The following is a 26,145-nucleotide window of genomic DNA, read 5'->3' as shown; positions in this document are numbered from 1 at the left end:
CCCGGTGGGTTCCGTCGTGATGAGCGTCCGGCGCCGCGTCGGGATGATGACCGTGGTGGTCGTCCGGCGTTCCGTCGTGATGACGACCGTGGTGGATACCGCGGCCCGCGTGACGATCGTGGGTCCGCGCCGCGTCGTGATGACCGTCGTGATGAGCGTCCTGGTGGGTTCCGTCGTGATGAGCGTCCGGCGCCGCGTCGGGATGATGACCGTGGTGGATATCGCGGCCCGCGTGATGATCGTGGTGGTCGTCCGGCCAGCGGTGGTAGCAGCAGTGGCGGTGGCTACGGCCGCCGTGACGACCGCGGGTCCGCCCCGCGTCGCGATGACCGTCGCGATGACCGGCCTGGCGGCTTCCGCCGTGACGACCGCCGTGACGACCGTCCGGCATTCCGCAGTGACGACCGTCGTGACGATCGTGGGTCCGCGCCGCGTCGTGATGACCGGCGTGATGACCGTCGTGATGAGCGTCCCGGTGGGTTCCGTCGTGATGAGCGTCCGGCGCCGCGTCGGGATGATGACCGTGGTGGTCGTCCGGCGTTCCGTCGTGATGACGACCGTGGTGGGTTCCGTGGGCCGCGTGATGATCGTGGTGGTCGTCCGGCCAGCGGTGGTAGCAGCAGTGGCGGTGGCTACGGCCGCCGCGACGACCGTGGATCCGCCCCGCGTCGCGACGACCGTCGTGACGACCGTGGGTCCGCGCCGCGTCGTGATGACCGTCGCGACGACCGGTCCGGTGGATTCCGCCGCGACGACCGTGGTGGACGGCCCGGCGGTGGCGGTGGCTACGGTCGGAGCGACGACCGTGACCGGCCGGACCGTGAGCCGATCAAGCGGCTGCCGATCCCCGAGGACGTCACCGGTGACGAGATCGACGGCGATGTGCAGCAGGAGCTGAAGAGCCTGCCCAAGGGTCTCGCCGAAGAGGTCGCCAAGAACCTCGTCATGGTCGCCAAGATGATCGACGAGGACCCCGAGCTGGCTTACGGCTACTCCAAGATCGCCCTGCGGCTCGCCTCCAGGGTCGCCGCGGTGCGGGAAGCCGCCGGATTCGCCGCGTACGCCACACAGCGGTACGCCGAGGCGCTGGCCGAGTTCCGTGCCGCGCGTCGGATGACCGGTGGTGTGGAGCTGTGGCCCGTCATGGCGGACTGCGAGCGCGGACTCGGTCGGCCCGAGCGGGCGATGGCCATGGCCGGCGAGGCCGAGGTGCAGAAGCTGGACAAGGCCGGACAGGTGGAGATGCGCCTGGTCGCGGCCGGGGCCCGACGGGACATGGGGCAGATCGATGCCGCCATCGTGACGCTGCAGAGCCCTGAGCTGGCCGCCAGCACCGTACAGCCGTGGTCCGCGCGACTGCGGTACGCGTATGCCGACGCCCTGCTCGCCGCCGAGCGGTCCGACGAAGCGCGTGAGTGGTTCGCCAAGGCGCTGGAGGCCGACAAGGACGGGGCCACCGACGCCTCGGACCGGCTGGCCGAGCTGGATGGTGTGGAGTTCGTCGACGCCATCGACGAGGAACTGGACGATGACGAGTCCGGCGACGACGAGGGTGTCGAGGACGAGGACGCTGTCGAGGGCGTCGAGGGCGATGACGTCCAGGATGCCGGCGTTGCGGACGAGTCCGGCGACGACGAGGAGCTGGACGACGACGAGGAGCTGGACGACGACGAGTCCGGTGACGACCAGGGTGCCGAGGACGAGGGTGCTCAGGACGCGCGGGGCGAGAAGGACGAGTAGCGAGTGAGAGAAGGGGGGTGACCGTAATCGGTCGCCCCCCTTTTTTTAGTTGAGCTTCAGGCTGCGCAGGACCAGGCCCGTCGCCGGCTTCGGGCCGAACGAGGTGGACTTGCGGGGCATCGTGACGCCCTTGCGCGCCAGGTCCCGGACGACTTCCTCCCGCACCGGGTGCATCAGTACCGCCGTACCGCCGTCGCGTTCGGCCTTGGTGACGGCCGCCTCCGTGTCGTGGATGTACGCGATGTGTTCCGGGGCGTCCGGAACGCGCCAGACGTGGTCCAGCAGTGTGGAGTGCAGGACCGTCGCGTCCAGGGTGCGCCAGGCGTCGGGGCGGTCCGTGGGGACCGTACGGGACAGAAGTGCCGGGTCGGGGCGGTCGAGCAGATGGAAGGCGCCGTCGCCGGCGAGGAGGAAGGCGTTGCCCTCGGTGGCGGCGCCGGCCAGCTCCGCCATGGCGCGGGGGAGCGGGAGGTCGAGCCGGCGGACGCGGAAGGAACCGCCCAGGCCAGCCAGGGCGTCGGCGACCGGCAGCCGGTGGAGCAGCCGGTGGATGGCCCGGACGCGCAGCGGGTAGCGGGCCGTGTCGACCAGCAGCACCAGCCCGTGGTCCCAGGGGCCGGGCCCGGAGTGCTCGGCGCGCAGGCGCAGATAGGTCGCCCAGCGGTGGTGGCCATCGGCGATGAGGGCCTGCCGGTCGCCGAGGTCGGTCTGGACCTCGGTCAGGTCGCCCGGGTCGGTGATGGACCACAGGCGATGGCTGAAGCCGTCCTCCGTCGTGGTGGCCAGGAGTGGCGCGCGCAGTACGGTCCGTTCGATGACGGCGGTCGCCCCGGTCGTCGCGTCGCCCATGCTGCGGTAGGTGAACAGCAGCGGCTCCAGATTGGCGTCGGTGGTGCGCATGAGGGCCGCGCGGTCCGCCACGATGTCCGGCATCACGTCCTCGTGCGGCAGGACGACCCCCTCGGACGGTTCGGACAGGGCGAGCGCACCGATGACGCCGCGCTGGAGGATGTCCCCCTGCCGCTGCTCGTACACATAGAGCGCGGGTGTCGGGTCCGCCGCCAGTACGCCTTCACCGAGCCAGCGGGAGAGGGTGTCGGCGGCCTGGCGGTGGCGCGCGTCGGGCGTGGTGGCCTGCGGGAGGATCAGTCGGACGATGTTGTACGGGTCGGCCGATTCGAGGTGCTGCAACCCGTCGGGCCGGACAACGACGTCATACGGAGGTGAGGTCACGGCGGCGAGGGAGCCGATCCGTTCGGGGACGTAGCGCAGTCCGCGGAAGGGGATCAGTCGCAGACCGTCATTGGCCGTCGTACCGTCGCTGTTCATCCACGCATCGTATGTGGGGCGGTCGATGAGCGATGATCGGGGGAACGACACCGATCGAGGAGCAGAGGCATGAGCCAGCTGAGCAGGACCCGGCCGAGCGGGAGCGCGACGGCGCTGAGCGCCGCGTACGACACCGCGCTGCTGGACCTGGACGGTGTGGTGTACGCGGGCGGTGAGGCGATCGAGTACGCCGTGGATTCGCTGCTGACGGCGCGGGACGGTGGGATGCGGCTGGCGTATGTGACGAACAACGCGCTCCGGCCGCCGGACGCGGTGGCGGCGCACCTGACCGAGCTGGGGGTTCCGACGGAGGCCGCGGAGGTCATCAACTCCGCCCAGGCCGTCGCCCGGCTGATCTCCGAGCAGGTGCCGGCCGGCTCCCGGGTGTTGGTGATCGGCGGGGAGGGGCTGCGGGTCGCGCTGCGGGAGCGGGGGCTCGTGCCGGTGGAGTCGGCGGACGACGACCCGGCCGCCGTGGTGCAGGGGTACGGGGGTCCGGATCTGGCGTGGGGGCGGTTCGCGGAGGCGTGTTACGCGATCGAGCGCGGTGTGCCCTGGTTCGCGTCCAACACCGATCTGACGATCCCGGGCGCGCGGGGGATCGCGCCGGGCAACGGCGCGGCCGTGGAGGTCGTACGGATCGCGACGGGTGCGGAGCCGCGGGTGGCGGGGAAGCCGCTGCCGCCGATGCATCGGGAGACGATTCTGCGGACCGGCGCGGTGCGGCCGTTGGTGGTGGGTGACCGGCTGGACACCGATATCGAGGGCGCGTTCAACGGTGGTGTCGACTCGCTGCTGGTGCTGACCGGCGTGACCGACGGGGCGCGGCTGCTGGCGGCGGCGCCGGAGCACCGGCCGACCTATGTGGACGCGGATCTGCGCGGAATGCTGACCGGTCAGCCCGAAGTGACTCCGGTGGGCGAGGCGTTCGTCTGCGGTGGGTGGACCGCCTCCGTCCGGGACGGTGAACCGGCCCTGGACGGGGCGGGGTCGGCGATGGACGGGCTGCGGGCGCTCTGCGCGGCCGCCTGGACCCATGCGGGGGACGGAGTCTGTGCGCTGGACGCCGGGAAGGCGCTGTCCCGGTTGGGTCTGTGACCCGGGGGCCTTCCCAGGGTTTGTGACCCGGGGACCTTTCCGAGGTCTGTGACCCGGGGCCTTCCCGGCGCGCGGCGGTTCGACGGCGGTCCGGGCGGGCGGCGTCGAGCCGCCCGCCGGGGGCCGCGAGGAACCCCTGAGAAACGGCCTACGCGTCCTCGTCCTTGGCGAGGAGTTCGTCCTCCGACGCCCCCTTGCGCCAGTAGCCGGTGAACTTCACCCGCTTCCGGTCGAAGCCGCGTTCGCCGACGAGGTGGCGGCGGACCGCCTTCACGGTCGCGGACTCGCCGGCGATCCAGGCGTACGGGGCTCCCGATGGCAGTTCCGCCGCGCGGATCGCGTCCGTCGTCGCCCCGGCGCCGGTCAGCCAGACGATCTCGGCGGCGGCCGCGGTGGGCAGGGACTGGCGGTCCGCCGGGTCGTGGAGCTCCATCCAGACCCGGACGGGCAGGGACGGTGGCAGCGTTTCGAGGATGCCCGCGACGGCCGGGAGCGCGGATTCGTCGCCGGTGAGCAGGACCCAGTCGGTGTCGTCCGGCGGCCGGTAGTCGTATCCGGCGTTCTCCTCCCCGATCGGGGCGAGGACCCCGATGCGGTCGCCCGGCTCCGTGTGCCGCACCCAGCGGGAGGCGGGGCCGGCGTCGCCGTGGACCGCGAAGTCCACGATCAGCTCGGCGGGTTCACGGCGCAGTTCGCGGATGGTGTAGGTGCGCATGATGCCCCGGACGTTCGGGTCGAGCGCGCGCCATGCCTCGTACCAGTCGTCCTGTCCGGTGTCCGGCATGACCGGTTCCGACTGGCCCGGGTGCGGCAGGAAGAGTTTGATCCGCTGGTCACGGCCGGCGGTGGCCATCCGGGCCACCTCGTCGCCGCCGAAGGCGATCCGGACCATCGACGGGGTGAGGTGTTCGGTGCGGAGCACCTGGACGGAGAAGAACTGGTAGGGCGCGTCGGTCATGCGGTGAGCCTCTTCGACGTGGTGACGGCGGCGGCGAGCCGCTCCAGGACGGGGGCGAAACCGAGGTAGCTGTAGCGCTCCTCCATGGCCCACGGGGTGATCTGCCCGGCCTTGACGGCGGGGAGCCGGGCCCAGGTCGGCTTCTTCGCGAGCGCGCTGGTGGGCAGGGCGCTGGAGCGGTTGTCGACCATGATCAGGTCGGCGTGGTACTTGTCCGCGTTCTCCCAGCTGAGGAACTCCCAGAAGCCCCACTTGTCGACCTTCTTGCCCTCGACGAACTCGATGCCGAGGTTCTTGAAATAGTTCAGATCGCAGTACGAGTCGGGGACGGCGGCATACATCTGCTGGGCATCGCCGCTCATGGCGAGGACCTTGAGGCCGCGGTTGGCGGCGGCGGCCTTGCGCAGGGTGGCCTCCGCCTTGTCGAAGCGGGCCTTCGCGGCGGTGACCTGGGCGGCCTTGAGGTCGGCGCCGAGGGCCTCGGCGAGTTCGGCGTAGCGCTTCAGCGGTTCCAGGAGGGACTTGTTGGCTCCCGCGATACCGAGGGTGGGCGCGAGGGCCTCGATCTTCTCGCTGCTCTCCTCGGGGACGAACCAGAGGGCGGGCGGCGGGAACATGTTGCTGATCAGCAGATCGGGCTGGAGGCTCGCGTACTTCTCGATGCTGAACTCGCCCCACGCCTTTCCGACGCTGGTGAGCTTGGTGACGTCGAGCCGGCCCGCCTGCGGATTGGGCTTGCCGTTCACCGGCTCGCTGGGGCCGAAGACTCCGGTGCAGTCGATGCCGTAGTCGTAGAGGGCAGCGGCGGTGCTGATGAAGGCGACGATGTTCTTCGGCCGGCCGTCGGTGGTGATCACCTTGCCCCGGTCGTCCGTGAAGCTCCAGCTCCCGCCGTCCTTCGTGGCCTTGGCGTCCTTGCCGTCGCCGCAGGCCGTGAGGAGGGCGCCGAGACCGAGGGCTCCGGTGACGGTGAGCAGACGGCGGCGGGAGAGGTCAGGGGTGTTCATGGTGGTTCTTCCGGTTGAGTGCGCCACGAAAGGCAAGGGAGGGTAGGCTAACCTAACCCCGTGTTGGTCGACAGTCCCCCCCAGAGCGCGGCGCCGCTTTCCGAGTCCCTGCCGCCCAGAACCCGGAGCCGTCCCGCGCTGCGCGCCATCGGGCTGCTGGTCTCCATCGGCGTTCTGGCGCTGGTCTGCGTGGCCAGTATCGCCATCGGCGCCAAACCGATTCCGCTCGCCGATGTGTGGCACGGCCTCGTCGCCGACGAGGGCGTCGGCAACGACGTGATCGTCCGCGACGTACGGCTGCCGAGGACCCTGCTCGGGCTGATCGCGGGCGCGGCGCTCGGGCTCGCCGGGGCGGTGATGCAGGCACTGACCCGTAACCCGCTCGCGGAACCGGGACTGCTCGGGGTGAACGCCGGAGCCTCCGCCGCGGTCGTCACCGCGATCAGCTTCCTCGGGGTCACCTCGATCACCGGCTACGTCTGGTTCGCGTTCCTCGGTGCCGCCGTCGTCTCCGTCCTCGTCTATGTCCTCGGCGGCAGCCGCAGCGCCACCCCCGTGCGGCTCGCGCTCGCCGGGACCGCCATCACCGCCGTGCTCTACGGCTATGTCAACGCCGTACAACTCCTCGATTCGGCCGCGCTCGACCGGCTCCGCTTCTGGACCGTGGGCTCGCTGGCCTCCGCCGACATGGCGACGATCGGGAAGGTCGCGCCGTTCATCGGAGTCGGTGTGCTGCTCGCCCTGGCGCTGGCCCGCCCGCTGAACGCCATGGAGCTGGGCGACGACGCCGCCCGCTCCCTCGGCGCGCACCTCAACCGCACCCGCGCGCTCTCCATGCTCTGTGTGACCCTGCTCTGCGGGGCCGCGACCGCCGCCTGCGGGCCGATCATCTTCGTCGGGCTGATGATCCCGCATCTCGTCCGCGCCATCACCGGTCCCGACATGCGGTGGGTCCTGCCGTACGCCATGGTCCTCGCGCCGGTACTGCTGCTGGCCGCCGACGTCGTGGGCCGGATGGTCAGCCGGCCGGCCGAACTCCAGGTCGGCATCGTGACCGCGCTGATCGGCGGACCCGTCTTCATCCACCTCGTACGACGAAAGAAGATGGCCCAACTGTGAGCGCCGGCAACAGCGGTCGGACCGCCATCAAGGACATCCGTGTCGCGTCGGGCGCCGGCACCACGAAGAACGTCCGGGCGATCCGTACCCCCGGAGGGCTCTCCGTACGGATCGACCCCCGGGCGGCCCTCGTCGTCCTGGTGCTCGTCGCCGTGGCCGTCGGTGCCGGCGTCGTGCTGATCGGCAGCGGCGATTTCCCGATCGCCCCCGGTGACGTCGTCGCCACCCTCCTCGGGAACGGCACCGCCGCGCACGAGTTCATCGTCCGGGACCTGCGGCTGCCGCGCGCCATCGTCGGGCTGCTCGTCGGTGCCTCGCTCGCCGTCAGCGGCGCCGTCTTCCAGTCGATCTCCCGCAACCCCCTCGGCAGCCCGGACGTGATCGGCTTCGGACAGGGCGCGACCGTCGGCGCGCTCACCTCGATCGTCCTCTTCCAGGGCGGGGCGCTCGCCGTCGCGGGCGGCGCGGTCGTCGGCGGTCTCGTGACCGGCGTCGTGGTCTATCTGCTGGCCTGGAAGCGCGGGGTGCACGGCTACCGGCTGGTCCTCGTCGGCATCGGTGTCGCCGCCGTCCTCACCGCCGTCAACCACTATCTGCTCACCAAGGCCAACCTGGTCGACGCGGCCCGCGCGACGGTGTGGATGACCGGTTCGCTCGACGGGCGGGACTGGACCCAGGTCTGGCCGCTGCTCGTCACCTTCGTCGTCCTCTTCCCGGTCGTGCTCGCCCAGGCGCGGCCCCTGCGGGTCCTGGAGATGGGCGACGACGCCGCCCACGCGCTGGGGGTACGGGTCGAACGCACCCGTCTCGTCCTGATGGGCTCGGGCGTCCTGCTCATGGCCGCGGCCACCGCGGCGGCCGGACCCATCGCCTTCGTCGCCCTCAGCGCGCCCCAGCTCGCCCGCCGGCTCACCCGCGCGCCGGGACCCAACATCGCGGCCACCGCCGCCATGGGGGCGGCCCTGCTGCTCGTCGCGGACTGGGCGGCCGCCTCGCTGCTCGGCGACCGTCAGCTACCCGTCGGCGTGGTGACAGCCGTGCTCGGCGGGTGCTATCTGTTGTGGCTGCTGGTCACCGAACGCAGAGCGGGGCGGGTGTGACCACGGCCCGGACCGTCCCACGCGCCGGCCACCCATCGCCCCGACAACACCGCCGCGCCCGCCGTCGTTCCAGCCGCGCCCTGCCCCCCAGCCGCGCCCGCCGTCCCCATCGATCCAGGAGTACCACCACCATGCAGCGCCTCACCGCGGAATCGGTCACCCTCGGCTATGACCAGCGGATCATCGCCGAAGACCTGTCGGTGGAGATACCCGACAACTCCTTCACCGTGATCGTCGGCCCCAACGCCTGCGGCAAGTCCACCCTGCTGCGTGCCCTCTCCCGGATGCTCAAGCCCTCCGATGGCCGGGTCCTGCTGGACGGCCAGGTCATCCACTCCATGCCGGCGAAGAAGGTCGCCCGGACGCTGGGGCTCCTGCCGCAGTCGTCCATCGCGCCCGACGGGATCACCGTCGCCGACCTTGTCGCCCGTGGCCGCTACCCCCACCAGGGGCTGCTGCGGCAGTGGTCGCCCGACGACGAGCGCATCGTGCGGGAGTCGATGGACGCCACCGGTGTCGGTGAGCTGTCGGAGCGCTATGTGGACGAACTCTCCGGAGGTCAGCGCCAGCGGGTCTGGATCGCCATGGCGCTGGCGCAGCAGACGCCGCTGCTGCTGTTGGACGAGCCCACGACCTTCCTCGACATCCAGCACCAACTGGAAGTGCTCGACCTCTGCGCCGAGCTGCACGAGACGCAGGGGCGCACCCTCGTCGCCGTCCTGCACGACCTCAACCAGGCGGCCAGGTACGCCACCCACCTCATCGCCCTGCACGAGGGCAAGGTCGTGGCCGAGGGAGCGCCGGCGGATGTGGTCACGGTCGATCTGGTGGAGCGGGTCTTCGGGGTGAAGAGCCAGGTCATCGACGATCCGGAGTCCGGTACGCCGCTGGTGGTGCCGGTGGCACGCCGACGGGCCGTCACGAAGGCGCTCTGAGGGCCGCCCGCCGGGGGGTTCACGGCAGCCCGGCCGTGAACCGCGAGCCGCAGCGAAGGTCCGGAGGGTCGGAGCAGGGGCAGCGGGTCGGAGAGAGCCAGCGGGCAGTGGGTCAGAGCAGGGCAGTCAGAGCAGGGTGCGCAGTCGTAGCAGATCGCGGAAGCCCGCCTCCAGGCCGACCCGCCCCGACGCCCACGCCTTCGCGAAGTTCAACTCGCCGTTGACCAGTGCCACCAGATCGTCGCCGGTCATCGCGAGACGGATCTGCGCCTTGCCGCGCGGGGGACCCTCCAGCGTGTCGGCGACCTCGATGCGACCGTCCTTGAGACGGCCCGTGAAGGTGATGTCGAGATCCCTGATGTGGCAGCTCAGCGACCGGTCGAGGGCCACTGCGCCGCGCACGTCGCCGTCGGCTCGGCTGAGGTTGTCCGAGAGCTTCTTGAGCGCGCCGCGGCACTCGTCCGTTGTTGCCATCGTGATCGACCGTACCGCAGGGCTTCGCGGTAGCGTCAGGGCATGAGCGACTCGATGCCGGGACCGGAGAGCCTCGCGTCCGATGTGCCCGATCTGCCCGATGTGCTTGACCCGGCCGGCGCTTCGGCCGGCGCTTTGACCGAAGCCGAAGCCGAAGCCGAAGCCGAAGCCGAAGCCGAAGCCGAAGCCGAAGCCGGAGCCGAAGCCGGAGCCGAAGCCGGTGAGGTGCGCGGCGACGGCTCGGGGGACGTGCCCGCCGCCGATGAGCCGCAGGGACTGGAGGACCCGGCGCCGTCGTACGAGCCCGCCGCCCCCACTCCGCTCGGGGTGCCGCGCGCGCCCACCGGCGACCCCGGGGTGGACGACCTGCTGGAACGCCTCGCCGACGCCGACCACCTCCCGGCGGACGGACACCTGCGCGTGTACGAGGATGTACACCAGGGGCTGCGCTCCGCGCTGACCGCGCTCGACGCCCGCCCGGGGCCCTCGCCCGCCCCCGTACCCCCCGGGCCCTCGTACAACCACAGGAGCTGAACCGAACGTGGCAGGAGTCGCCCGCCGTCGCCTCGACGCCGAGCTGGTACGTCGCAGCCTCGCGCGCTCACGCGAGCACGCGAGCACACTGATCGCCGCGGGGCGGGTGACCGTCGGCGGCAACGTCGCGACGAAGACCGCCACCCAGGTCGAGACGAGCGCCGCCATCGTCGTCGTGTCCGATGCCGACGACCCCGACTACGTATCCCGCGGTGGTCATAAACTCGCCGGGGCGCTGGCGGCCTTCACCCCGCTCGGGCTCACCGTCGAGGGACGCCGGGCGCTGGACGCCGGAGCGTCGACCGGCGGCTTCACCGATGTGCTGCTGCGGGCCGGGATCGCCCATGTGGTGGCCGTCGACGTCGGCTACGGACAGCTCGCCTGGTCCCTCCAGAGCGACGACCGGGTGACCGTCAAGGACCGCACCAACGTCCGCGAGCTGACGACGGAGCTGCTCGGCGGCGAGCCGGTCGACCTGGTGGTGGGGGACCTCTCCTTCATCCCGCTGGGCATCGTCCTGCCCGCGCTCGTCCGGTGCACGGCCCCGGGCGCCGATCTGGTGCTGATGGTGAAACCGCAGTTCGAGGTGGGCAGGGAACGGCTCGGCAGCGGGGGCGTCGTGCGCAGCCCCGAGCTGCGCAAGGAGGCGGTACGAACCGTGGCCGGTCAGGCCGCGGAGCTCGGTCTGGGTGTGCTGGGCGTCACCGCCAGCCCGCTGCCCGGCCCCTCCGGGAACGTCGAGTACTTCCTCTGGCTCCGGGCCGGTGCGCCCGAGCTGGATGTGGCGGATGTCGATCGCGCAGTGGCGGAGGGACCTCGTTGACCACACCGTTGACCAGACCGGAGCAGCCGGAGCAGCCGGAGCAGCCGGAGCAGCCGGAGCAGTCAGAGCAGTCAGAGACGCCGGAGACGCCGGAGACGGCAGCCGTACGGACGGTCTTCCTGCTCGCGCACACCGGCCGGCCGGCCGCCATCCGCAGCGCCGAACTCGTCGTCCAGGGGCTGCTCCGCTGCGGCCTGCGCGTCCGGGTCCTGGAGGCCGAGGCCGCCGATCTGCCGCTGCCCGCGTCCGTCGAGACCGCTCCCGAGGCCACCCCCGGTGCGCTCGACGGCTGTGAACTGCTGATCGTGCTCGGCGGCGACGGGACGCTGCTGCGGGGCGCGGAGTTCGCCCGCGCCTCCGGGGTGCCGATGCTCGGCGTCAACCTGGGGCGCGTCGGATTCCTCGCCGAGGCCGAGCGCGACGACCTCGACCAGGTCGTCGACCGCGTCGTCACCCGGCAGTACGAGGTCGAGGAGCGGATGACCATCGATGTCGTCGTCCGCAGCAACGGCGACGTCGTGCACCGCGACTGGGCGCTCAACGAGGCCGCCATACAGAAGGTGTCGCCCGACCGGATGCTCGAAGCGGTCCTGGAGATCGACGGCCGCCCGGTCACCGCCTTCGGCTGCGACGGCATCGTCTGCGCCACGCCCACCGGTTCGACCGCGTACGCCTTCTCGGCGGGCGGTCCGGTGGTCTGGCCGGAGGTGGAGGCCCTGCTGATGGTGCCGATCAGCGCCCATGCGCTGTTCGCCAAACCGCTGGTCACCTCGCCGACCTCGGTGCTCGCGGTGGAGGTGCAGCCGCACACCCCGCACGGAGTGCTCTGGTGCGACGGCCGCAGGACCGTCGAACTGCCGCCGGGGGCCCGCGTCGAAGTGCGCCGGGGGGCGGTGCCGGTGCGGCTGGCGCGGCTGCACCACGCCTCGTTCACGGACCGGCTGGTGGCGAAGTTCGCGCTGCCGATCTCGGGCTGGCGGGGAGCGCCGTCCGCCGAGTGAGCGCGGGACGGCGCCGTCACGACAGGGCGCCGTCCCCACGAGACGATCATCAGTTCGGGTGATCCACCGCTGGACCCCCGCCGGGAGCGCGCGACGTGCTGTCCGGGAGGTCCGGCCTGACCACCCGGGGCGGTCGACCCACCGGCGGACGGGGTCGGCGTCGCACCCCGCCGGTGAAACCTCGTATGGTCGTGTCCGTGTTGGAGGAGATGAGGATACGGTCGCTCGGGGTCATCGACGACGCTGTCGTCGAGCTGTCCCCCGGTTTCACCGCGGTGACCGGAGAGACGGGCGCCGGCAAGACCATGGTCGTCACCAGCCTGGGGCTGCTGCTCGGCGGGCGGGCCGATCCGGCGCTGGTGCGGATCGGTGCGAGAGCCGCGGTGGTGGAGGGTCGGATCGGCGTACCGGCCGGAGGGGCGGTCGCCGTACGGGCCGAGGAGGCCGGTGCCGAACTTGAGGACGGCGCGCTGCTGATCAGCAGGACCGTGTCGGCGGAGGGACGCTCCCGGGCGCACCTCGGCGGCCGGTCCGTGCCGGTCGGCCTGCTCGCCGAACTGGCCGACGACATGGTCGCCGTCCACGGCCAGACCGACCAGCAGGGCCTGCTGCGCCCGTCCCGGCAGCGCGAGGCGCTCGACCGGTACGCGGGCGGCGCGGTCACCGGCCCCGGCGCCGCCTACACCGCCGCCTACCGCCGGTTGCGGGCCGTCTCCGCCGAACTGGACGAGCTGACCACCCGTGCCCGCGAGCGCGCCCAGGAGGCGGATCTGCTGCGGTTCGGGCTGACCGAGATCGGTGGTGTCGAGCCCCGGGCCGGTGAGGACGTCGAGCTGGCCGCCGAGGCGGAGCGCCTCGGCCACGCGGAGGCGCTCGGCTCCGCCGCTTCGATCGCGCATATGGCGCTCACCGGCAGCCCCGAGGACCCGGAGGGTGTCGACGCGACGACGCTGGTGGCCGGCGCGGGGCGGGCGCTGGAGGCCGTACGTTCCCATGACGCGGCCCTCGCCGCGCTCGCCGACCGGATGGGTGAGATCTCCATTCTGCTCGGCGATGTCGCCGGGGAACTCGCCGGTTACGCGGACGATCTGGATGTCGACCCGCTGCGGCTGGCCGCGGTCGAGGAGCGGCGCGCCGCCCTGACCGGCCTGGTGCGCAAGTACGCGGATCCGGGCGACGGCATCGCCGCCGTCCTCGCCTGGGCGGAGGAGAGCGCGGCCCGGCTCGGTGAGCTGGAGGGCGACGACGACCGCATCGGCGAGCTGGTGGCGGAGCGGGACGCGCTGCGCGGCGAACTGTCCGCCGTGGCACAGGCGTTGACCGACGCCCGGACCGAGGCCGCCGCCCGGTTCGCCGAGGCCGTCACCGCGGAGCTGGCCTCGCTCGCGATGCCGCACGCCCGGGTGTCGTTCGCGGTCCGGCAGACCGAGGACCCCGAGGGCGTCGAGGTGGGCGGCCGTACGGTCGCCTACGGGCCGCACGGCGTGGACGAGGTCGAACTACTGCTCGCGCCGCATCCGGGGGCGCCGCCGCGGCCGATCGCCAAGGGAGCCTCCGGAGGCGAGCTGTCGCGGGTGATGCTCGCGGTGGAGGTCGTCTTCGCGGGCACCGACCCCGTACCGACCTATCTCTTCGACGAGGTCGACGCGGGCGTGGGCGGCAAGGCGGCGGTCGAGATCGGTCGCCGCCTGGCGAAGCTCGCCCGGACGGCACAGGTGATCGTGGTGACCCATCTGCCGCAGGTGGCGGCGTTCGCGGACCGCCAGCTCCTGGTGGAGAAGACGAGCGACGGCTCGGTGACCCGGAGCGGGGTCACGGTCCTGGAGGGCGAGGACCGGGTGCGCGAACTCTCGCGGATGCTCGCGGGCCAGGAGGACTCGGAGACCGCGCGGGCCCACGCGGAAGAGCTGCTGGCGGCGGCGCGGGGGGACGGCTAGGGAGACGGGCGGCCCGGCCCCGGGAGGTGGCCGGGGGGTTCGATCCCCCATGTGGGTGATACCCGGGTGGCGCAGGACCGGTTCGCCTGCGGAGCCGGTGCCGGAACGTGCGTACGGACTGGCATCCTTGACGGGTGACACAGCTTCGGACGGTCCAAGTGCTGGGCGGCGGTAGCGCGGGGAGCAGCGCGCACGTCAGATCGCTGGCCGCGGGGCTGGTGGCCCGAGGGGTGCGGGTGACCGTCTGCGCCCCGGCATCGCTGGAGCACGGCTACGACTTCCCCGGCGCCGGGGCCCACTTCACTCCCGTACCCCGCCGCAGCGACCCGGCCACCGTCGGCGCGTTGCGTGCGGCCTGTGCGGGTGCCGACCTGGTGCACGCCCATGGACTGCACGCCGCCGCCCGGACCGCGCTCGCGCTCAGCGGACTGCGGAAACCGCTGGTGGTCACCTGGCACACCCGGGCCCATGCCGACGGCGCGCGGGGGCGGCTGTCGAGACTCCTGGAACGCAGGGCCGTGCGGGCGGCGGCCGTCGTGCTCGGCACCTGCTCCGAACTGGTGGACCGGGCCCGCGCTTACGGCGCGCGCGACGCCCGGCTGGCACCGGCCGTGGTGCCGGCGCCTCGGGTCCGGCCGGTCCCGGACACCGCCGTGGGCAAGACCCGGGCCGAATTGGGCGTGGTGGGCCGTCCATTGGTCATGGCCATCGGCAGCCTGGTGCCGGACCGGGGGTACGGGACACTGCTGGACGCCGCCCGGCGGTGGCGGGAACTGGATCCGGCGCCCCTGGTGATGATCGCGGGGGAGGGGCCGGACCGGGCCGCCCTGCGACGGCGGATCGAGGCGGAGGACCTGCCGGTGCGGCTGGTCGGCCGCCGCGAGGACATCGCCGAACTCCTCTCGGCTGCGGACATCGCCGTCCTCCCGAGCCGCTGGGAGGCCCGCTCCCTCCTCGCGCAGGAGGCCCTCCGCCAGGGCATCCCGCTGGTGGCGACCGCCGTCGGCGGTGTGCCCGAGCTGGTCGGGGAGGCGGCGGAGCTGGTTCCGTACGGGGACGCCCAGGCGCTGGCCGACGCGGTGCGGCGGCTGCTGCGGGACGGGGCGCGGCGGGCGGAGCTGGCCGGTCTCGGGCGGGCGCAGGCGGGGCGGTGGCAGACGGAGGACGAGACGGTCGCGCAGGTCCTGAGCGTGTACGACGAGCTGGTGTCGGGCGCCTGACTCTCCCCGGGCCCCCGCGCCTCAATCGCCGGCGAGGCTGAATTTCAGCTTGCCGGGGTGCAGTTTCCAGCGGTGGTTCAGGGGGCTGGATTTTCAGCCTGCCCGGCGTTTGAGGGCGGACCCTTGCGTGTAGCGGCTTGAGGTGTACAGGTTTCCTCGGGCGGAGCTGCTTGTCCGTTGCCCGGCTCCTGTAGGTCTCGGGACTTTGCGGGGCGCTGCCCCGGCCCCTGCGCCTCAATCTCCCCCAGACTTCGTCCGGGGGGACCCCCAGGGGCTGGATTTTCAGCCTGCCGGGGTGCAGTTTCCAGCGGTGGCCCGGGGAGCTGAATTTCAGCCTGCCCGGCGATTGAGGGCGGACCCTCACGCGTAGGGGGCTGAGGTGTACGGGCGCCTCGGGCGGAGGCGGTCGCTCGGTGGACGGTTCTCCGTCGGTCTCGGGAGCCGCTGCCCCCCGCCCCCGTCAGGGCACATGGCGGCGAGCCTGTAGGGCCAGGCTCAGGGCCAGCACCGTCTGGGGGTCGTCCAGGTCGGTGCCGAGGAGTTCGGAGACGCGGGCCAGCCGGTTGTAGAGGGTCTGGCGGTTGAGGTGGAGCTCGCGGGCCGTCTCCGCCTTGCGGCCCGCGTGGGCGAGGTAGGTCTCCAGTGTGGGGAGCAGCGGCGGCCGGGAGGTCGCGTCGTGGTCCCGCAGGGGGCCGATCGCGCGGTCGACGAAGGCCGCCAGGTCAGGCTGGTCCCGCAGCCGCCACAGCAGCAGCTCCGTGTCCAGTCGCCGGGCGTCGTACCAGGGACGGTCCGTGAGGCCCTGGGCCGCCGTCGCGGTCTCCGCCGCGTGGCGCAGTCCGGCCGAGGCCGCCGCCCAGCCGCCCGCCATGCCCACGACCACGACCGGACCGGGTCCGCCCGTACGGTCCAGGCCGGTCCGCGCCACCCCGGCCCGGAGCGCCACCGCGACCCGGTCCGCGACGGCCGTCCGCTCCGACTCGGCGCGCAGGCCGAGCAGCAGCGGCACCCGGCCCTCCACCGGGCGGACGCCGAGGAGGACCGGCACGCCCACCGCCGACAGTTCCTCCAGCAGCGCGTGGGCCAGTGGCGTCCAGGTCCCCGTCGACGGGGAGAGCCTCAGCACGACCGGCAGGATCGGCCCTTCGCCCGGTTTGAAGCCCAGTACCCGGGCCTGCGCGGGGGCGTCCTTCGCGCTGACGCGGCCCTCGGCCAGATCGGTCAGGAAGTCGCCTCTGCCCCGCGCGGCCAGTTCCTCTTCCTGGCGGGCCTGCATCAGGACCACGGCGAGGAGTCCCGCCGCCCGTTCCGCCGCCATCCGGTGCACCGTGAGCAGCGGGGAGCCGACGGCCGGCAGCACCAGTCTGGCCCGTACCGACGCCGCTCCCCGGCCGCCGCCCGGCAGATCCACCAGTACCGTCCCGGCCGGGGGCGACTCCCGTACGGCCGGCTGGCCGCGCAGCCCCTCCCACACCTGGAGGGGGTCGGCCGCGGCGGGTTCGGCGGCGGTGCCCGCCGCGTAGAGCAGTTGTCCTTCGGCGGTCTCCAGGAAGACCGGGTTGGCGGTGAAGTCGGCGAGGATGCGCAGGACCTCCGGCACCCCGCCCCCGTCGAGCAGCACCTCCGTGCAGCGCCGGTGCACGTCCTCGGCCCTTCGCAGCAGGGCGTAGTGACCGTTGACGATCTCGGTGTGGACCTCTTCGGTCACCGAGACGAACGGGACCTCGCGGTGCAGTTGGACCAGGGGCAGCCCGGCCGTCCGGGCGGTGTCGACGATGGCAGCGGGCAGCCGGCTGAAGCGCGGGCCCAGCTCCACCACGAGCGCGGCGATCCCCCGGTCGGCGAGCTGCCGGACGAAGGCGCGCTGTTCGGCGGGCCGGGTGCCCAGGCCCAGACCGGTGGTGAGGAGGAGTTCGCCGCCCTTCAGCAGGGACGCGATGTTCGGGACCTCGCCCGCGTGCACCCAGCGGACCGTGCGCCGGAGGCGGTCCGCCCCGGCGACGACCTCGGGCAGCCCGGAGCGGAGTGCGGGCAGTTCGAGCGCCCTGCGCACGGTGATACCGCCCTGGGGCTCGCCTGGGGTCTCCACTGAACCGTCGCCTCGCGTCTCAACCGGGCCGTATCGGGAACGGCGTACCGCGTCGGCCCACCCCCCGGCGGGGGTGGACCCGGGCACCGGATGATCGGCCATCCGGACGTGCCGGACATTCGGACGCTACCCGGTCGCGGCGGCCCTTGGCGGCGGGGGGATCGCCACCGCGTGATGACGACCGGTGGGGCCCGCCCCGGACGGACGGGCCCCACCGGTGTCGCGCGCCTATCCTCCGTACGCTCCCGACGCCGTGAGCCGGAGCGCCGTGTCGATCAACGGGACGTGGCTGAACGCCTGGGGGAAGTTCCCCACCTGGCGCTGGAGCCGGGAGTCCCACTCCTCGGCCAGCAGCCCCAGGTCGTTCCGCAGGGCCAGCAGGCGTTCGAAGAGCTTCCGCGCCTCGTCCACCCGGCCAATCATCGCCAGATCGTCCGCGAGCCAGAACGAGCAGGCCAGGAACGCGCCCTCGTCGCCCTCCAGGCCGTCGACCCCGGCGTCCTCCCCCGAGGTCGGGTAGCGCAGCACGAACCCGTCCTCCGTGGACAGCTCCCGCTGGATGGCCTCGATGGTGCCGATGACGCGCTTGTCGTCCGGGGGCAGGAAGCCCATCTGGGGGATGAGCAGCAGGGAGGCGTCCAGCTCCTTGGAGCCGTACGACTGGGTGAAGGTGTTGCGCTCCTTGTCGTACCCCTTGAGGCAGACATCGCGGTGGATGTCGTCGCGCAGGTCCTTCCAGCGCTCCAGCGGTCCGTCCGCGTCACCGGACTCGATCAGTTTGATCGTCCGGTCGACGGCTACCCAGGCCATCACCTTGGAGTGCACGAAGTGGCGGCGCGGGCCGCGCACCTCCCAGATGCCCTCGTCCGGCTCCGACCAGTGCTTCTCCAGGTAGTGGATCAGCCGGAGCTGGAGCAGTGAGGCGTAGTCGTTGCGCGCGAGCCCGGTCATATGGGCCAGGTGCAGCGCCTCGGTGACCTCTCCGTAGACATCGAGCTGGAGCTGGTTCACCGCGCCGTTGCCGACCCGTACCGGAGTGGAGTTCTCATAGCCCGGCAGCCAGTCCAGCTCGGCCTCGCCCAGCTCTCGCTCGCCCGCGATGCCGTACATGATCTGGAGGTTCTCCGGATCGCCCGCGACGGCGCGCAGCAGCCACTCGCGCCAGGCGAGCGCCTCCTCCCGGTAGCCGGTGCGCAGCAGTGAGGAGAGGGTGATCGCTGCGTCCCGCAGCCAGGTGTAGCGGTAGTCCCAGTTCCGTGAGCCGCCGATCTCCTCGGGCAGTGAGGCGGTGGGCGCGGCGACGATGCCCCCGGTGGGGGCGTAGGTCAGCGCCTTCAGGGTGATCAGTGAGCGGACCACGGCCTCCCGGTAGGGGCCGTGGTACGTACATTGGTCGACCCATTCGCGCCAGAACTCCTCCGTGGCCTCCAGCGACGCCTCGGGTTCCGGCAGCGCGGGCGGTCGGTGGTGGGAGGGCTGCCAGCTGATGGTGAAGGCGATCCGGTCGCCCGGTGCCACGGTGAAGTCGGCGTAGGTGGTGAGGTCCTTGCCGTAGGTGTCGGCCTCGGTGTCCAGCCAGACGGAGTCCGGTCCGGCCACCGCGACCGTACGGCCGTCGACCTTGTGCACCCACGGCGTGATCCGTCCGTAGCTGAAGCGCATCCGCAGTGCGGAGCGCATCGGCACCCGGCCGCTGATCCCCTCCACGATCCGGATCAGCTGCGGTGCCCCGTCACGCGGCGGCATGAAGTCCGTCACGCGGACCGTGCCGCGCGGTGTGTCCCACTCCGACTCCAGAATCAGGGAGTCGCCGCGGTAACGGCGCCGGTCGGCCGCGGGCGGCTCGACATGCGCGGGGTGTGCAGGTCCCAGTCTCCAGAAACCGTGCTCCTCGGTACCGAGGAGTCCGGCGAAGACGGCATGCGAGTCGAAACGGGGCAGGCACAGCCAGTCGGCCGTGCCATCCCGGCAGACCAGCGCCGCTGTCTGCATGTCCCCGATGAGTGCGTAATCCTCGATGCGCCCGGCCACGTGCATCTCCAGTCGAACGGCCACGTCCGCCCCGCGGGGCGCTTACTGCGGTCAAGGGTCGTTGACGAGCCTGGTGTTCCGGGGCGATATCGGGGATGTCGCTTTTGGCCTATGTCGCCCGACGCACTCCACCACCCTGCCCGTGCGCTTCGCGCGCCCCTGTGCATTGCTCGGCAAAGCGAGTGTCCGAGCAGGATACGACGCACGACGGAGTTCCGCGTGGCGGTCTCGACAACATGACTCAGCCGAACGGGTGAGCCAAGGGTGATGGGCCGTCGCAGCCGCCGTACGCGGGGCCGGACGCCGCGGGACGCGGCCGGACGCGTCCCCTCTCGGTCGCTGATACCCTGGTATCCCGTGGACCGGGGCCGGTCTGTGCGTAACAGAAGTCCCGCAACCGCAGCGACGGCGCCCCTGAATAACCGGGGGGATTCGCCGGTACGCACTTCACCCTCGCGACCACGGGAGCCCCCTCTTGGCGATGCCGCCCAAATCCATGACGACCAAGCACATCTTCGTCACCGGGGGTGTCGCCTCCTCCCTCGGCAAGGGCCTGACGGCTTCCAGTCTGGGTGCGCTGCTGAAGGCGCGGGGCCTGCGGGTCACGATGCAGAAGCTCGACCCCTATCTGAACGTCGACCCCGGCACGATGAACCCCTTCCAGCACGGTGAGGTGTTCGTCACCAACGACGGCGCCGAGACCGACCTGGACATCGGTCACTACGAGCGCTTCCTCGACGTCGACCTCGACGGCTCGGCCAATGTCACCACCGGCCAGGTCTATTCCCAGGTGATCGCCAAGGAGCGGCGCGGTGAGTACCTGGGCGACACCGTCCAGGTCATCCCGCACATCACCAACGAGATCAAGCACCGCATCCGGCGGATGGCGACCGACGACGTCGACGTCGTCATCACCGAGGTCGGCGGCACGGTCGGCGACATCGAGTCGCTGCCGTTCCTGGAGACCGTCCGCCAGGTCCGCCATGAGGTCGGCCGGGACAACGTCTTCGTTGTCCACATCTCGCTGCTGCCCTACATCGGCCCCTCCGGCGAGCTGAAGACCAAGCCGACCCAGCACTCCGTCGCGGCCCTGCGCAACATCGGCATCCAGCCCGACGCCATCGTGCTGCGCGCCGACCGCGAGGTGCCGATCGCCATCAAGCGCAAGATCTCGCTGATGTGCGACGTCGACGAGGCCGCGGTGGTCGCGGCCATCGACGCCAAGTCGATCTACGACATCCCCAAGGTGCTGCACACCGAGGGCCTGGACGCCTATGTCGTGCGCAAGCTGGACCTGCCCTTCCGGGACGTGGACTGGCGGGTCTGGGAAGACCTGCTGGACCGGGTGCACAACCCCGACCACGAGGTCACCGTCGCGCTCGTCGGCAAGTACATCGACCTGCCCGACGCCTATCTCTCGGTGACCGAGGCGCTGCGCGCCGGAGGCTTCGCCAACCGCGCCCGGGTCAAGGTGAAGTGGGTCACGTCCGACGACTGCAAGACCCAGGTCGAGGCGGCCCGCCAGCTCGGTGACGTCGACGCGATCTGCGTCCCCGGTGGCTTCGGCGACCGCGGGGTCAGCGGCAAGGTCGGCGCGATCCAGTACGCCCGCGAGAACAAGATCCCGCTGCTGGGCCTCTGCCTGGGCCTCCAGTGCATCGTCATCGAGGCGGCGCGCAATCTCGCCGGGATCCCCGACGCGAACTCCACCGAGTTCGACGCCGCCACCGCCCACCCGGTGATCTCCACCATGGAGGAGCAGCTTGCGTACGTGGAGGGCGCGGGCGACCTCGGCGGCACGATGCGGCTCGGCCTCTACCCGGCCAAGCTCGCCGAGGGCTCGATCGTACGAGAGGTCTACGACGACCAGCCGTACGTGGAGGAGCGCCACCGGCACCGCTACGAGGTGAACAACGCCTACCGCGCCGAGCTGGAGAAGAAGGCCGGCATCGTCTTCTCCGGCACCAGCCCGGACAACACGCTGGTCGAGTACGTCGAGTACCCCCGCGAGACGCACCCCTACCTGGTCGCCACTCAGGCGCACCCGGAGCTGCGGTCCCGGCCCACCCGCCCGCACCCGCTCTTCGCCGGGCTGGTCAAGGCGGCCGTGGAGCGCAAGACCGGCGAGTGATCCACAGGCGTTACCGTTGACCGGGGTACGCGTTCGACCCGAACGCGTACCCCGGTTCTCTGCGGGGTCGGTATGCGTGCCCCCCGCCGGGGTTGCGACTGCGGGAGGATCACTTTCATGGACACGGCCACGCCCATCGAGGACACACCGGAGGAGTGGCGGGTCACCGCGACCGCGAATCCGTTCCGGGGCTACAAGACCGGTGTCCGTACGGATCAGGTGGTCATGCCCGACGGCACCGTCGCCGGCCGTGACTACCAGGTCCACCCGGGCTCGGTCGCGGTCCTCGCGCTCGACGACGACCAGCGGGTGCTCGTCCTGCGCCAGTACCGCCATCCCGTACGCCAGAAGCTCTGGGAGATCCCGGCCGGTCTGCTCGACGTGCCGGGGGAGAACCCGCTCCACGCGGTCCAGCGGGAGCTGTACGAGGAGGCGCACGTCAAGGCCGAGGACTGGCGGGTGCTGACCGATATCTACACCACGCCGGGCGGCAGCGACGAGGCCGTGCGGATCTTCCTCGCGCGGGGGCTCTCGGCGGCGGAGGGCGAGCGGTACGAGGTCTCCCACGAGGAGGCCGATATGGAGCTGGCCCGGGTGCCGCTCCAGGATCTCGTCCGCGGTGTGCTCGCCGGGGACCTCCACAACGCCTGTCTGGTGGTGGGGGTGCTCGCGGCGGCCGGCGCGCTGGCGGGTGACGGCTTCGACGCGCTGCGTCCGGCCGAGGCGCCGTGGCCGGCCCGACCCTTCGAGGTCTAGCGACTCAGGCGGGGGCGCGGTCCGCCGCCCTCCCGCACCCTCCTGGACGCACGGCCCCCGTCGCCGGAGGTCCGGCAGGGCGCTTTTCCGAACGCACATCCGCATCATCGTGGACTGACTTTCCGTCAATCCGATCATCTGCCGATCCTACTGATCCGATCAGGTGATCTACCGGACACGCTCCCCCCGGTTCGTCGCAGAGAGTGAACTACGCTCGGAACGCCCGTGCGGATTTCCCCCGGGCTCGGCGTGTGCGCGGACTGGACGGGAGCGTGGCCCGTGACGGAGCAGGCGGTGGACGTGGGTGGCCGGGCCGGCGCCTCCCGAGGGCAATTCTTCGGGCGACAGCGGGAGTTGAAATCCCTTCAGGCCGATATCGAACGAGCGGGTCTGGACACCATCGCGGGCCGCAAGGCCGCCCGCGCCCGGGTCCTGCTGATCGCCGGACGGCCCGGTTCCGGACGCAGCGCGCTCGCTGAACAACTGATCGCGCGCGTCGCCGACCGTTACCCCGACGGGGTGCTGCGGGCCCGGCTGACCGAGCCGGGCGGGCGGCGCGTCCCGACCGAGGAGACCGCCCGCGCGCTCCTCGACGCCCTCGGCGTCGACTCACCCGCCGGCGCCCACCAGGACGAGCTGAGCGCCCTGGTGCGGGACGCCCTCACCGCGCGCCGCGCCGTGCTCTTCCTCGACGACGCCGTCGACGCCGAACAGGTCGACCCGCTCCTTCCCGACGCCTCCGAATCGCTGGTGGTGGCGGTCTCCGGCGGTCCCCTGACCGGCATTCCCGACGTACGGCCCTGCACGCTCGGCGGTATGGACGCCAAGGCCGCCATCGAACTGCTCGCCGGCTACACCGGATCCGTCCGGATCACCGTGGACCCCCAGGCGGCGGAATCCGTCGCCGAGGAGTGCGGTGGGCTGCCCGCCGCCCTGGTGCTGGTCGGTGGCTGGCTGGCGGCCCGGCCGAAGCTCTCGGTCGCCGACGCCACCAAGCGACTGCGCGCCCTGCCCGGCGACGGCGACCAGCCCGCCGCCGCCCGACCGCTGGGCCGCGCCTTCCGGCTGGTGTACGAGGCCCTGCCGCCGGGCGCCGCCCGTACCCTGCGGCTGCTCGCGCTCGCCCCGGCCGGGCTCGCCGACGCGCACACCGCGTCCGCACTGGCCGGCTGCTCGGTCCCGGAGGCACAGTCCGCGCTGGACGGATTCGTCACACTCGGCCTGCTGCACGCCGACGGCGCGCAGTACCGGGTGCCCGGCGCGCTCGTCCCGCTGCTCCGCGCGCTGATCGAGACCCAGGACAAGCCCGCCGAGGTCGAGCTGGCCACGGCCCGGATGCTGGAGCGGACCGTCCGGCGGCTCCAGTCCTGCCGGGCCATCGCCGAACCGGAAGACTCCCCGATCCGCACGGCGCTCGCCGGAATGCCGCGCGCCCTGCGCTTCCCGGACGCGCGGGCCGCCGAGAAGTGGTTGCGGAGCCGGCAGCCGGCGCTGCTCGCCGCCGCCCGGGTCGCGGTCGAGGACGGCGGTCTGGACACCCTGGCGCGCCGGCTGGTCGCCGCCCTGGTGCGGGCGCTGGCCGCCCACCGGGGCACCGAGGCCGCCGCCCCCGAGCTGTACGGGCTGCATCAGTTGGTGCTCGGGGTGGCCGAGCGGCGCGGGCTGCACCGGGAGGTGGCCGCCGCCCTGCTGAACCTCGCCGACCTGGACGCCAGGACCGGCCGCACCGAGGACGCCCTCGACCGCTACCGGGCCGCGCTCGACGCGGGACGGGCCGCGAATGATCCGTACGCCATCGGCCGCGCGATGGAATCCGTCGGCGGTGCCCACCAGGAGCTGGGGGACTGGCACCGGGCCGCCGACTGGTACGGGCGGGCGCTCGTCCAGCGGCTGGCCCGCGGCGAGCGCGCGGACGAGGCGCGGCTCTACGGGCGGCTCGGCACGGTGCACACCTACGCGGGCCGGTACGGCGAGGCGCTGCGGAGCTGGCGCGCCGCGGTCGCCGGGTACCGCAAGGTCGCGGACCTCCCCGCGCAGGCCAGAGCGCTGAGCGAGGTGGCCCGGGTGCAGGAGTACGCGGGCCGGCCGGAGGAGTCGCTGTACACCTGCCGGCAGGCGGTGGAGTGGGCGCGGCGGGCCGGTGACGTACGTCTCCACGCGGCGCTCCAGCTCCGGCTGGCGGACACGCTCGACCGGCTGGGCGACCCGGCCGCCGCGCGGCTGCACCGGTCCACCGCCGAGCGGTTGCTCGACGAGGAGGACGCCCACGACGCCGCCCGGGGCGGGGAAGCAGGGGCTGTGGAGCGCTCAGCCTACGAAATCCGTAGTGCTTCGCTCGAAGAATAATGCTTTGTAAGGCTAGACAGCGAGAACTCCTTCATTAGACTGGCTCCACCGCGACTTTCCCGTGGTGTCTACCGGTGTGCCCGCCGCGTCCCGGTATATATGGAAATAACCCTCAATCCCCTGAGCCAAGGACCGTGATCGACGTGAAGGTCGGCATCCCCCGCGAGGTCAAGAACAACGAGTTCCGGGTGGCGATCACCCCCGCCGGTGTGCACGAGCTGGTGCGCCACGGTCACGAGGTCCTCATCGAGCGGAGCGCCGGTGTCGGCTCCTCGATCACGGACGCGGAGTACATCGCCGCCGGTGGACGGATACTCCCCACCGCCGACGAGGTCTGGGCCGCCGCCGACCTGCTGCTGAAGGTCAAGGAGCCGATCGCCGAGGAGTACCACCGCCTCCGCAAGGGCCAGACCCTCTTCACCTACCTCCACCTCGCCGCCTCCCGCGAGTGCACGGACGCCCTGCTGGAGTCCGGCACCACCGCCATCGCCTACGAGACGGTCGAGACCGCGAACCGCGCGCTGCCGCTGCTCGCCCCGATGTCCGAGGTCGCGGGCCGGCTGGCCCCGCAGGTCGGCGCGTACCACCTGATGCGCTCGGCCGGCGGTCGCGGTGTGCTGCCCGGCGGAGTCCCCGGCACCCACGCGGCCAGGGCGGTCGTCATCGGCGGCGGCGTCTCCGGCTGGAGCGCCACTCAGATCGCCGTCGGCATGGGCTTCCACGTGACCCTGCTCGACCGGGACATCAATAAGCTCCGCGAGGCGGACAAAGTGTTCGGCACGAAGGTGCAGACGATCGTCTCCAACGCCTACGAGCTGGAGAAGGCCGTCACCGAGGCCGACCTCGTGATCGGTGCCGTGCTCATCCCGGGCGCCAAGGCGCCGAAGCTGGTCACCAACGAACTGGTGGCCCGGATGAAGCCCGGAAGTGTCCTTGTCGACATCGCGATCGACCAGGGCGGCTGCTTCGAGGACTCGCACCCGACCACCCACGCGGAGCCGACGTTCCGCGTCCACGACTCGGTCTTCTACTGCGTCGCCAACATGCCGGGTGCCGTTCCGCACACCTCGACGTACGCGCTCACCAACGCCACGCTTCCGTACATCGTCGAACTGGCGAACCGTGGCTGGGTCGAGGCGCTCCGCCGTGACCCGGCACTCGCGCTGGGGCTCAACACCCATGACGGACAGGTCGTCTACGGACCGGTCGCTGAGGCGCACGCGCTGCCGCTGGTCGAACTGGGCGCGCTGCTCGGCTGACCGGTCAACATACGACGTCAACATCGCACCCCCGGCCGGATCTTGCTCTGCGAGGTCCGGCCGGATGTGTCTCCGGGGCGGGGTCCCCGGCCGCCCCCGCCGGAAGGTCCGGGGTGGCTCCCGGCGATCTTCGCCCAACTCGCCTCGGACGCAACTCCGCAGCCGATTCACCCGCCCGTGAAACCCGTGCGCCCGATCGCGTCCGGACGGTCGCGGACCCTTGACAGACGAGTGTTCCGTTGCCGACACATCGGGCCG

General features: G+C 72.1%; 21 protein-coding genes. 15 read left to right on the top strand and 6 right to left on the bottom strand.

Features of this window, described 5'->3' with window-relative positions:
- On the top strand, window positions 1-898 hold an 898-nt coding region (locus tag ACH4S7_RS27220; RefSeq protein WP_398523943.1), incomplete at its 5' end, for a hypothetical protein.
- Complete coding sequence (locus tag ACH4S7_RS27215; protein WP_398523942.1) at window positions 829-1,740, top strand: tetratricopeptide repeat protein; 912 nt, start codon at window positions 829-831, stop codon at window positions 1,738-1,740. The genes ACH4S7_RS27220 and ACH4S7_RS27215, both read left to right, overlap by 70 nt.
- Window positions 1,741-1,785: 45 nt before the next feature.
- Here ACH4S7_RS27215 and ACH4S7_RS27210 read toward each other — a convergent pair whose 3' ends face one another.
- Complete coding sequence (locus ACH4S7_RS27210; RefSeq protein WP_398523916.1) at window positions 1,786-3,069, bottom strand: DUF1015 domain-containing protein; 1,284 nt, start codon at window positions 3,067-3,069, stop codon at window positions 1,786-1,788.
- 69 nt (window positions 3,070-3,138) lie between these two features.
- Between ACH4S7_RS27210 and ACH4S7_RS27205 the strand changes: the two genes are divergently transcribed.
- Window positions 3,139-4,167, top strand: coding sequence for an HAD hydrolase-like protein (locus tag ACH4S7_RS27205; RefSeq protein WP_398523915.1), 1,029 nt, complete (start codon window positions 3,139-3,141; stop codon window positions 4,165-4,167).
- A 148-nt stretch (window positions 4,168-4,315) separates the two neighbouring features.
- On the opposite strand, the gene ACH4S7_RS27200 is transcribed toward ACH4S7_RS27205, so the two are convergent.
- Window positions 4,316-5,125, bottom strand: a complete 810-nt coding sequence (locus tag ACH4S7_RS27200; RefSeq protein ID WP_398523914.1) for a siderophore-interacting protein — start codon at window positions 5,123-5,125, stop codon at window positions 4,316-4,318.
- The gene (locus ACH4S7_RS27195) at window positions 5,122-6,132 is read right to left on the bottom strand and encodes an ABC transporter substrate-binding protein (RefSeq protein ID WP_398523913.1); all 1,011 of its coding nucleotides are present in this window, start codon (window positions 6,130-6,132) and stop codon (window positions 5,122-5,124) included. The genes ACH4S7_RS27200 and ACH4S7_RS27195 overlap by 4 nt, the downstream gene beginning before the upstream one ends.
- A gap of 138 nt (window positions 6,133-6,270) precedes the next feature.
- Between ACH4S7_RS27195 and ACH4S7_RS27190 the strand changes: the two genes are divergently transcribed.
- The 3 genes from ACH4S7_RS27190 (at window position 6,271) to ACH4S7_RS27180 (ending at window position 9,286) form a co-directional block, all read left to right on the top strand.
- The gene (locus ACH4S7_RS27190; protein ID WP_398523941.1) at window positions 6,271-7,251 is read left to right on the top strand and encodes a FecCD family ABC transporter permease; all 981 of its coding nucleotides are present in this window, start codon (window positions 6,271-6,273) and stop codon (window positions 7,249-7,251) included.
- A gap of 26 nt (window positions 7,252-7,277) precedes the next feature.
- Window positions 7,278-8,351: a FecCD family ABC transporter permease gene (locus ACH4S7_RS27185; RefSeq protein WP_398523940.1), complete on the top strand. Its 1,074-nt coding sequence runs from the start codon at window positions 7,278-7,280 to the stop codon at window positions 8,349-8,351.
- 131 nt (window positions 8,352-8,482) lie between these two features.
- Window positions 8,483-9,286, top strand: coding sequence for an ABC transporter ATP-binding protein (locus tag ACH4S7_RS27180; RefSeq protein ID WP_398523912.1), 804 nt, complete (start codon window positions 8,483-8,485; stop codon window positions 9,284-9,286).
- A gap of 126 nt (window positions 9,287-9,412) precedes the next feature.
- Here the strand turns inward: ACH4S7_RS27180 and ACH4S7_RS27175 are convergent, their stop codons facing one another.
- Entirely contained in the window at window positions 9,413-9,760 is a 348-nt protein-coding gene (locus ACH4S7_RS27175) for an SCP2 sterol-binding domain-containing protein (protein WP_398523911.1), read from the bottom strand.
- Window positions 9,761-10,009: 249 nt separating this feature from the next.
- Here ACH4S7_RS27175 and ACH4S7_RS27170 point away from each other — a divergent pair, with 249 nt between their 5' ends.
- The 5 genes from ACH4S7_RS27170 to ACH4S7_RS27150 all read left to right on the top strand — a co-directional run bounded on the left by ACH4S7_RS27170 (window position 10,010) and on the right by ACH4S7_RS27150 (window position 15,275).
- Complete coding sequence (locus ACH4S7_RS27170; RefSeq protein ID WP_398523939.1) at window positions 10,010-10,294, top strand: hypothetical protein; 285 nt, start codon at window positions 10,010-10,012, stop codon at window positions 10,292-10,294.
- Window positions 10,295-10,301: 7 nt separating this feature from the next.
- Window positions 10,302-11,117, top strand: coding sequence for a TlyA family RNA methyltransferase (locus ACH4S7_RS27165; RefSeq protein WP_398523910.1), 816 nt, complete (start codon window positions 10,302-10,304; stop codon window positions 11,115-11,117).
- An 8-nt stretch (window positions 11,118-11,125) separates the two neighbouring features.
- Complete coding sequence (locus ACH4S7_RS27160; RefSeq protein WP_398523938.1) at window positions 11,126-12,118, top strand: NAD kinase; 993 nt, start codon at window positions 11,126-11,128, stop codon at window positions 12,116-12,118.
- 185 nt (window positions 12,119-12,303) lie between these two features.
- Window positions 12,304-14,055, top strand: coding sequence for a DNA repair protein RecN (gene recN, locus ACH4S7_RS27155; protein WP_398523909.1), 1,752 nt, complete (start codon window positions 12,304-12,306; stop codon window positions 14,053-14,055).
- A gap of 134 nt (window positions 14,056-14,189) precedes the next feature.
- Window positions 14,190-15,275 carry a glycosyltransferase family 4 protein gene (locus tag ACH4S7_RS27150; RefSeq protein ID WP_398523908.1) on the top strand — a complete coding sequence of 362 codons (1,086 nt, stop codon included), beginning with the start codon at window positions 14,190-14,192 and terminating at the stop codon, window positions 15,273-15,275.
- A gap of 460 nt (window positions 15,276-15,735) precedes the next feature.
- Here the strand turns inward: ACH4S7_RS27150 and ACH4S7_RS27145 are convergent, their stop codons facing one another.
- Both ACH4S7_RS27145 and ACH4S7_RS27140 read right to left on the bottom strand, forming a co-directional pair.
- On the bottom strand, window positions 15,736-17,364 hold the full coding sequence (locus tag ACH4S7_RS27145) for a PucR family transcriptional regulator (protein WP_398523907.1): 1,629 nt from the start codon (window positions 17,362-17,364) through the stop codon (window positions 15,736-15,738).
- A 228-nt stretch (window positions 17,365-17,592) separates the two neighbouring features.
- On the bottom strand, window positions 17,593-19,395 hold the full coding sequence (locus ACH4S7_RS27140) for a glycoside hydrolase family 15 protein (RefSeq protein ID WP_398523937.1): 1,803 nt from the start codon (window positions 19,393-19,395) through the stop codon (window positions 17,593-17,595).
- A 481-nt stretch (window positions 19,396-19,876) separates the two neighbouring features.
- On the opposite strand from ACH4S7_RS27140, the gene ACH4S7_RS27135 reads away from it, so the two are divergent.
- From ACH4S7_RS27135 to ald, 4 genes are all read left to right on the top strand, one after another.
- Window positions 19,877-21,526: a CTP synthase gene (locus ACH4S7_RS27135; protein ID WP_398523936.1), complete on the top strand. Its 1,650-nt coding sequence runs from the start codon at window positions 19,877-19,879 to the stop codon at window positions 21,524-21,526.
- A 117-nt stretch (window positions 21,527-21,643) separates the two neighbouring features.
- Window positions 21,644-22,282 carry an NUDIX domain-containing protein gene (locus ACH4S7_RS27130; RefSeq protein WP_398523906.1) on the top strand — a complete coding sequence of 213 codons (639 nt, stop codon included), beginning with the start codon at window positions 21,644-21,646 and terminating at the stop codon, window positions 22,280-22,282.
- A 279-nt stretch (window positions 22,283-22,561) separates the two neighbouring features.
- The gene (locus ACH4S7_RS27125; protein ID WP_398523905.1) at window positions 22,562-24,628 is read left to right on the top strand and encodes a tetratricopeptide repeat protein; all 2,067 of its coding nucleotides are present in this window, start codon (window positions 22,562-22,564) and stop codon (window positions 24,626-24,628) included.
- Between the two features lie 143 nt (window positions 24,629-24,771).
- Window positions 24,772-25,887: an alanine dehydrogenase gene (gene ald / locus ACH4S7_RS27120; protein WP_398523935.1), complete on the top strand. Its 1,116-nt coding sequence runs from the start codon at window positions 24,772-24,774 to the stop codon at window positions 25,885-25,887.
- Window positions 25,888-26,145 lie beyond the last annotated feature (258 nt).

The sequence above is a fragment of the Streptomyces sp. NPDC020965 genome (assembly GCF_044333555.1).
Taxonomy (GTDB): domain Bacteria; phylum Actinomycetota; class Actinomycetes; order Streptomycetales; family Streptomycetaceae; genus Streptomyces.
Note: the sequence above shows the minus strand (reverse complement) of the source record. Positions and strands in the feature narration are given on the sequence as shown.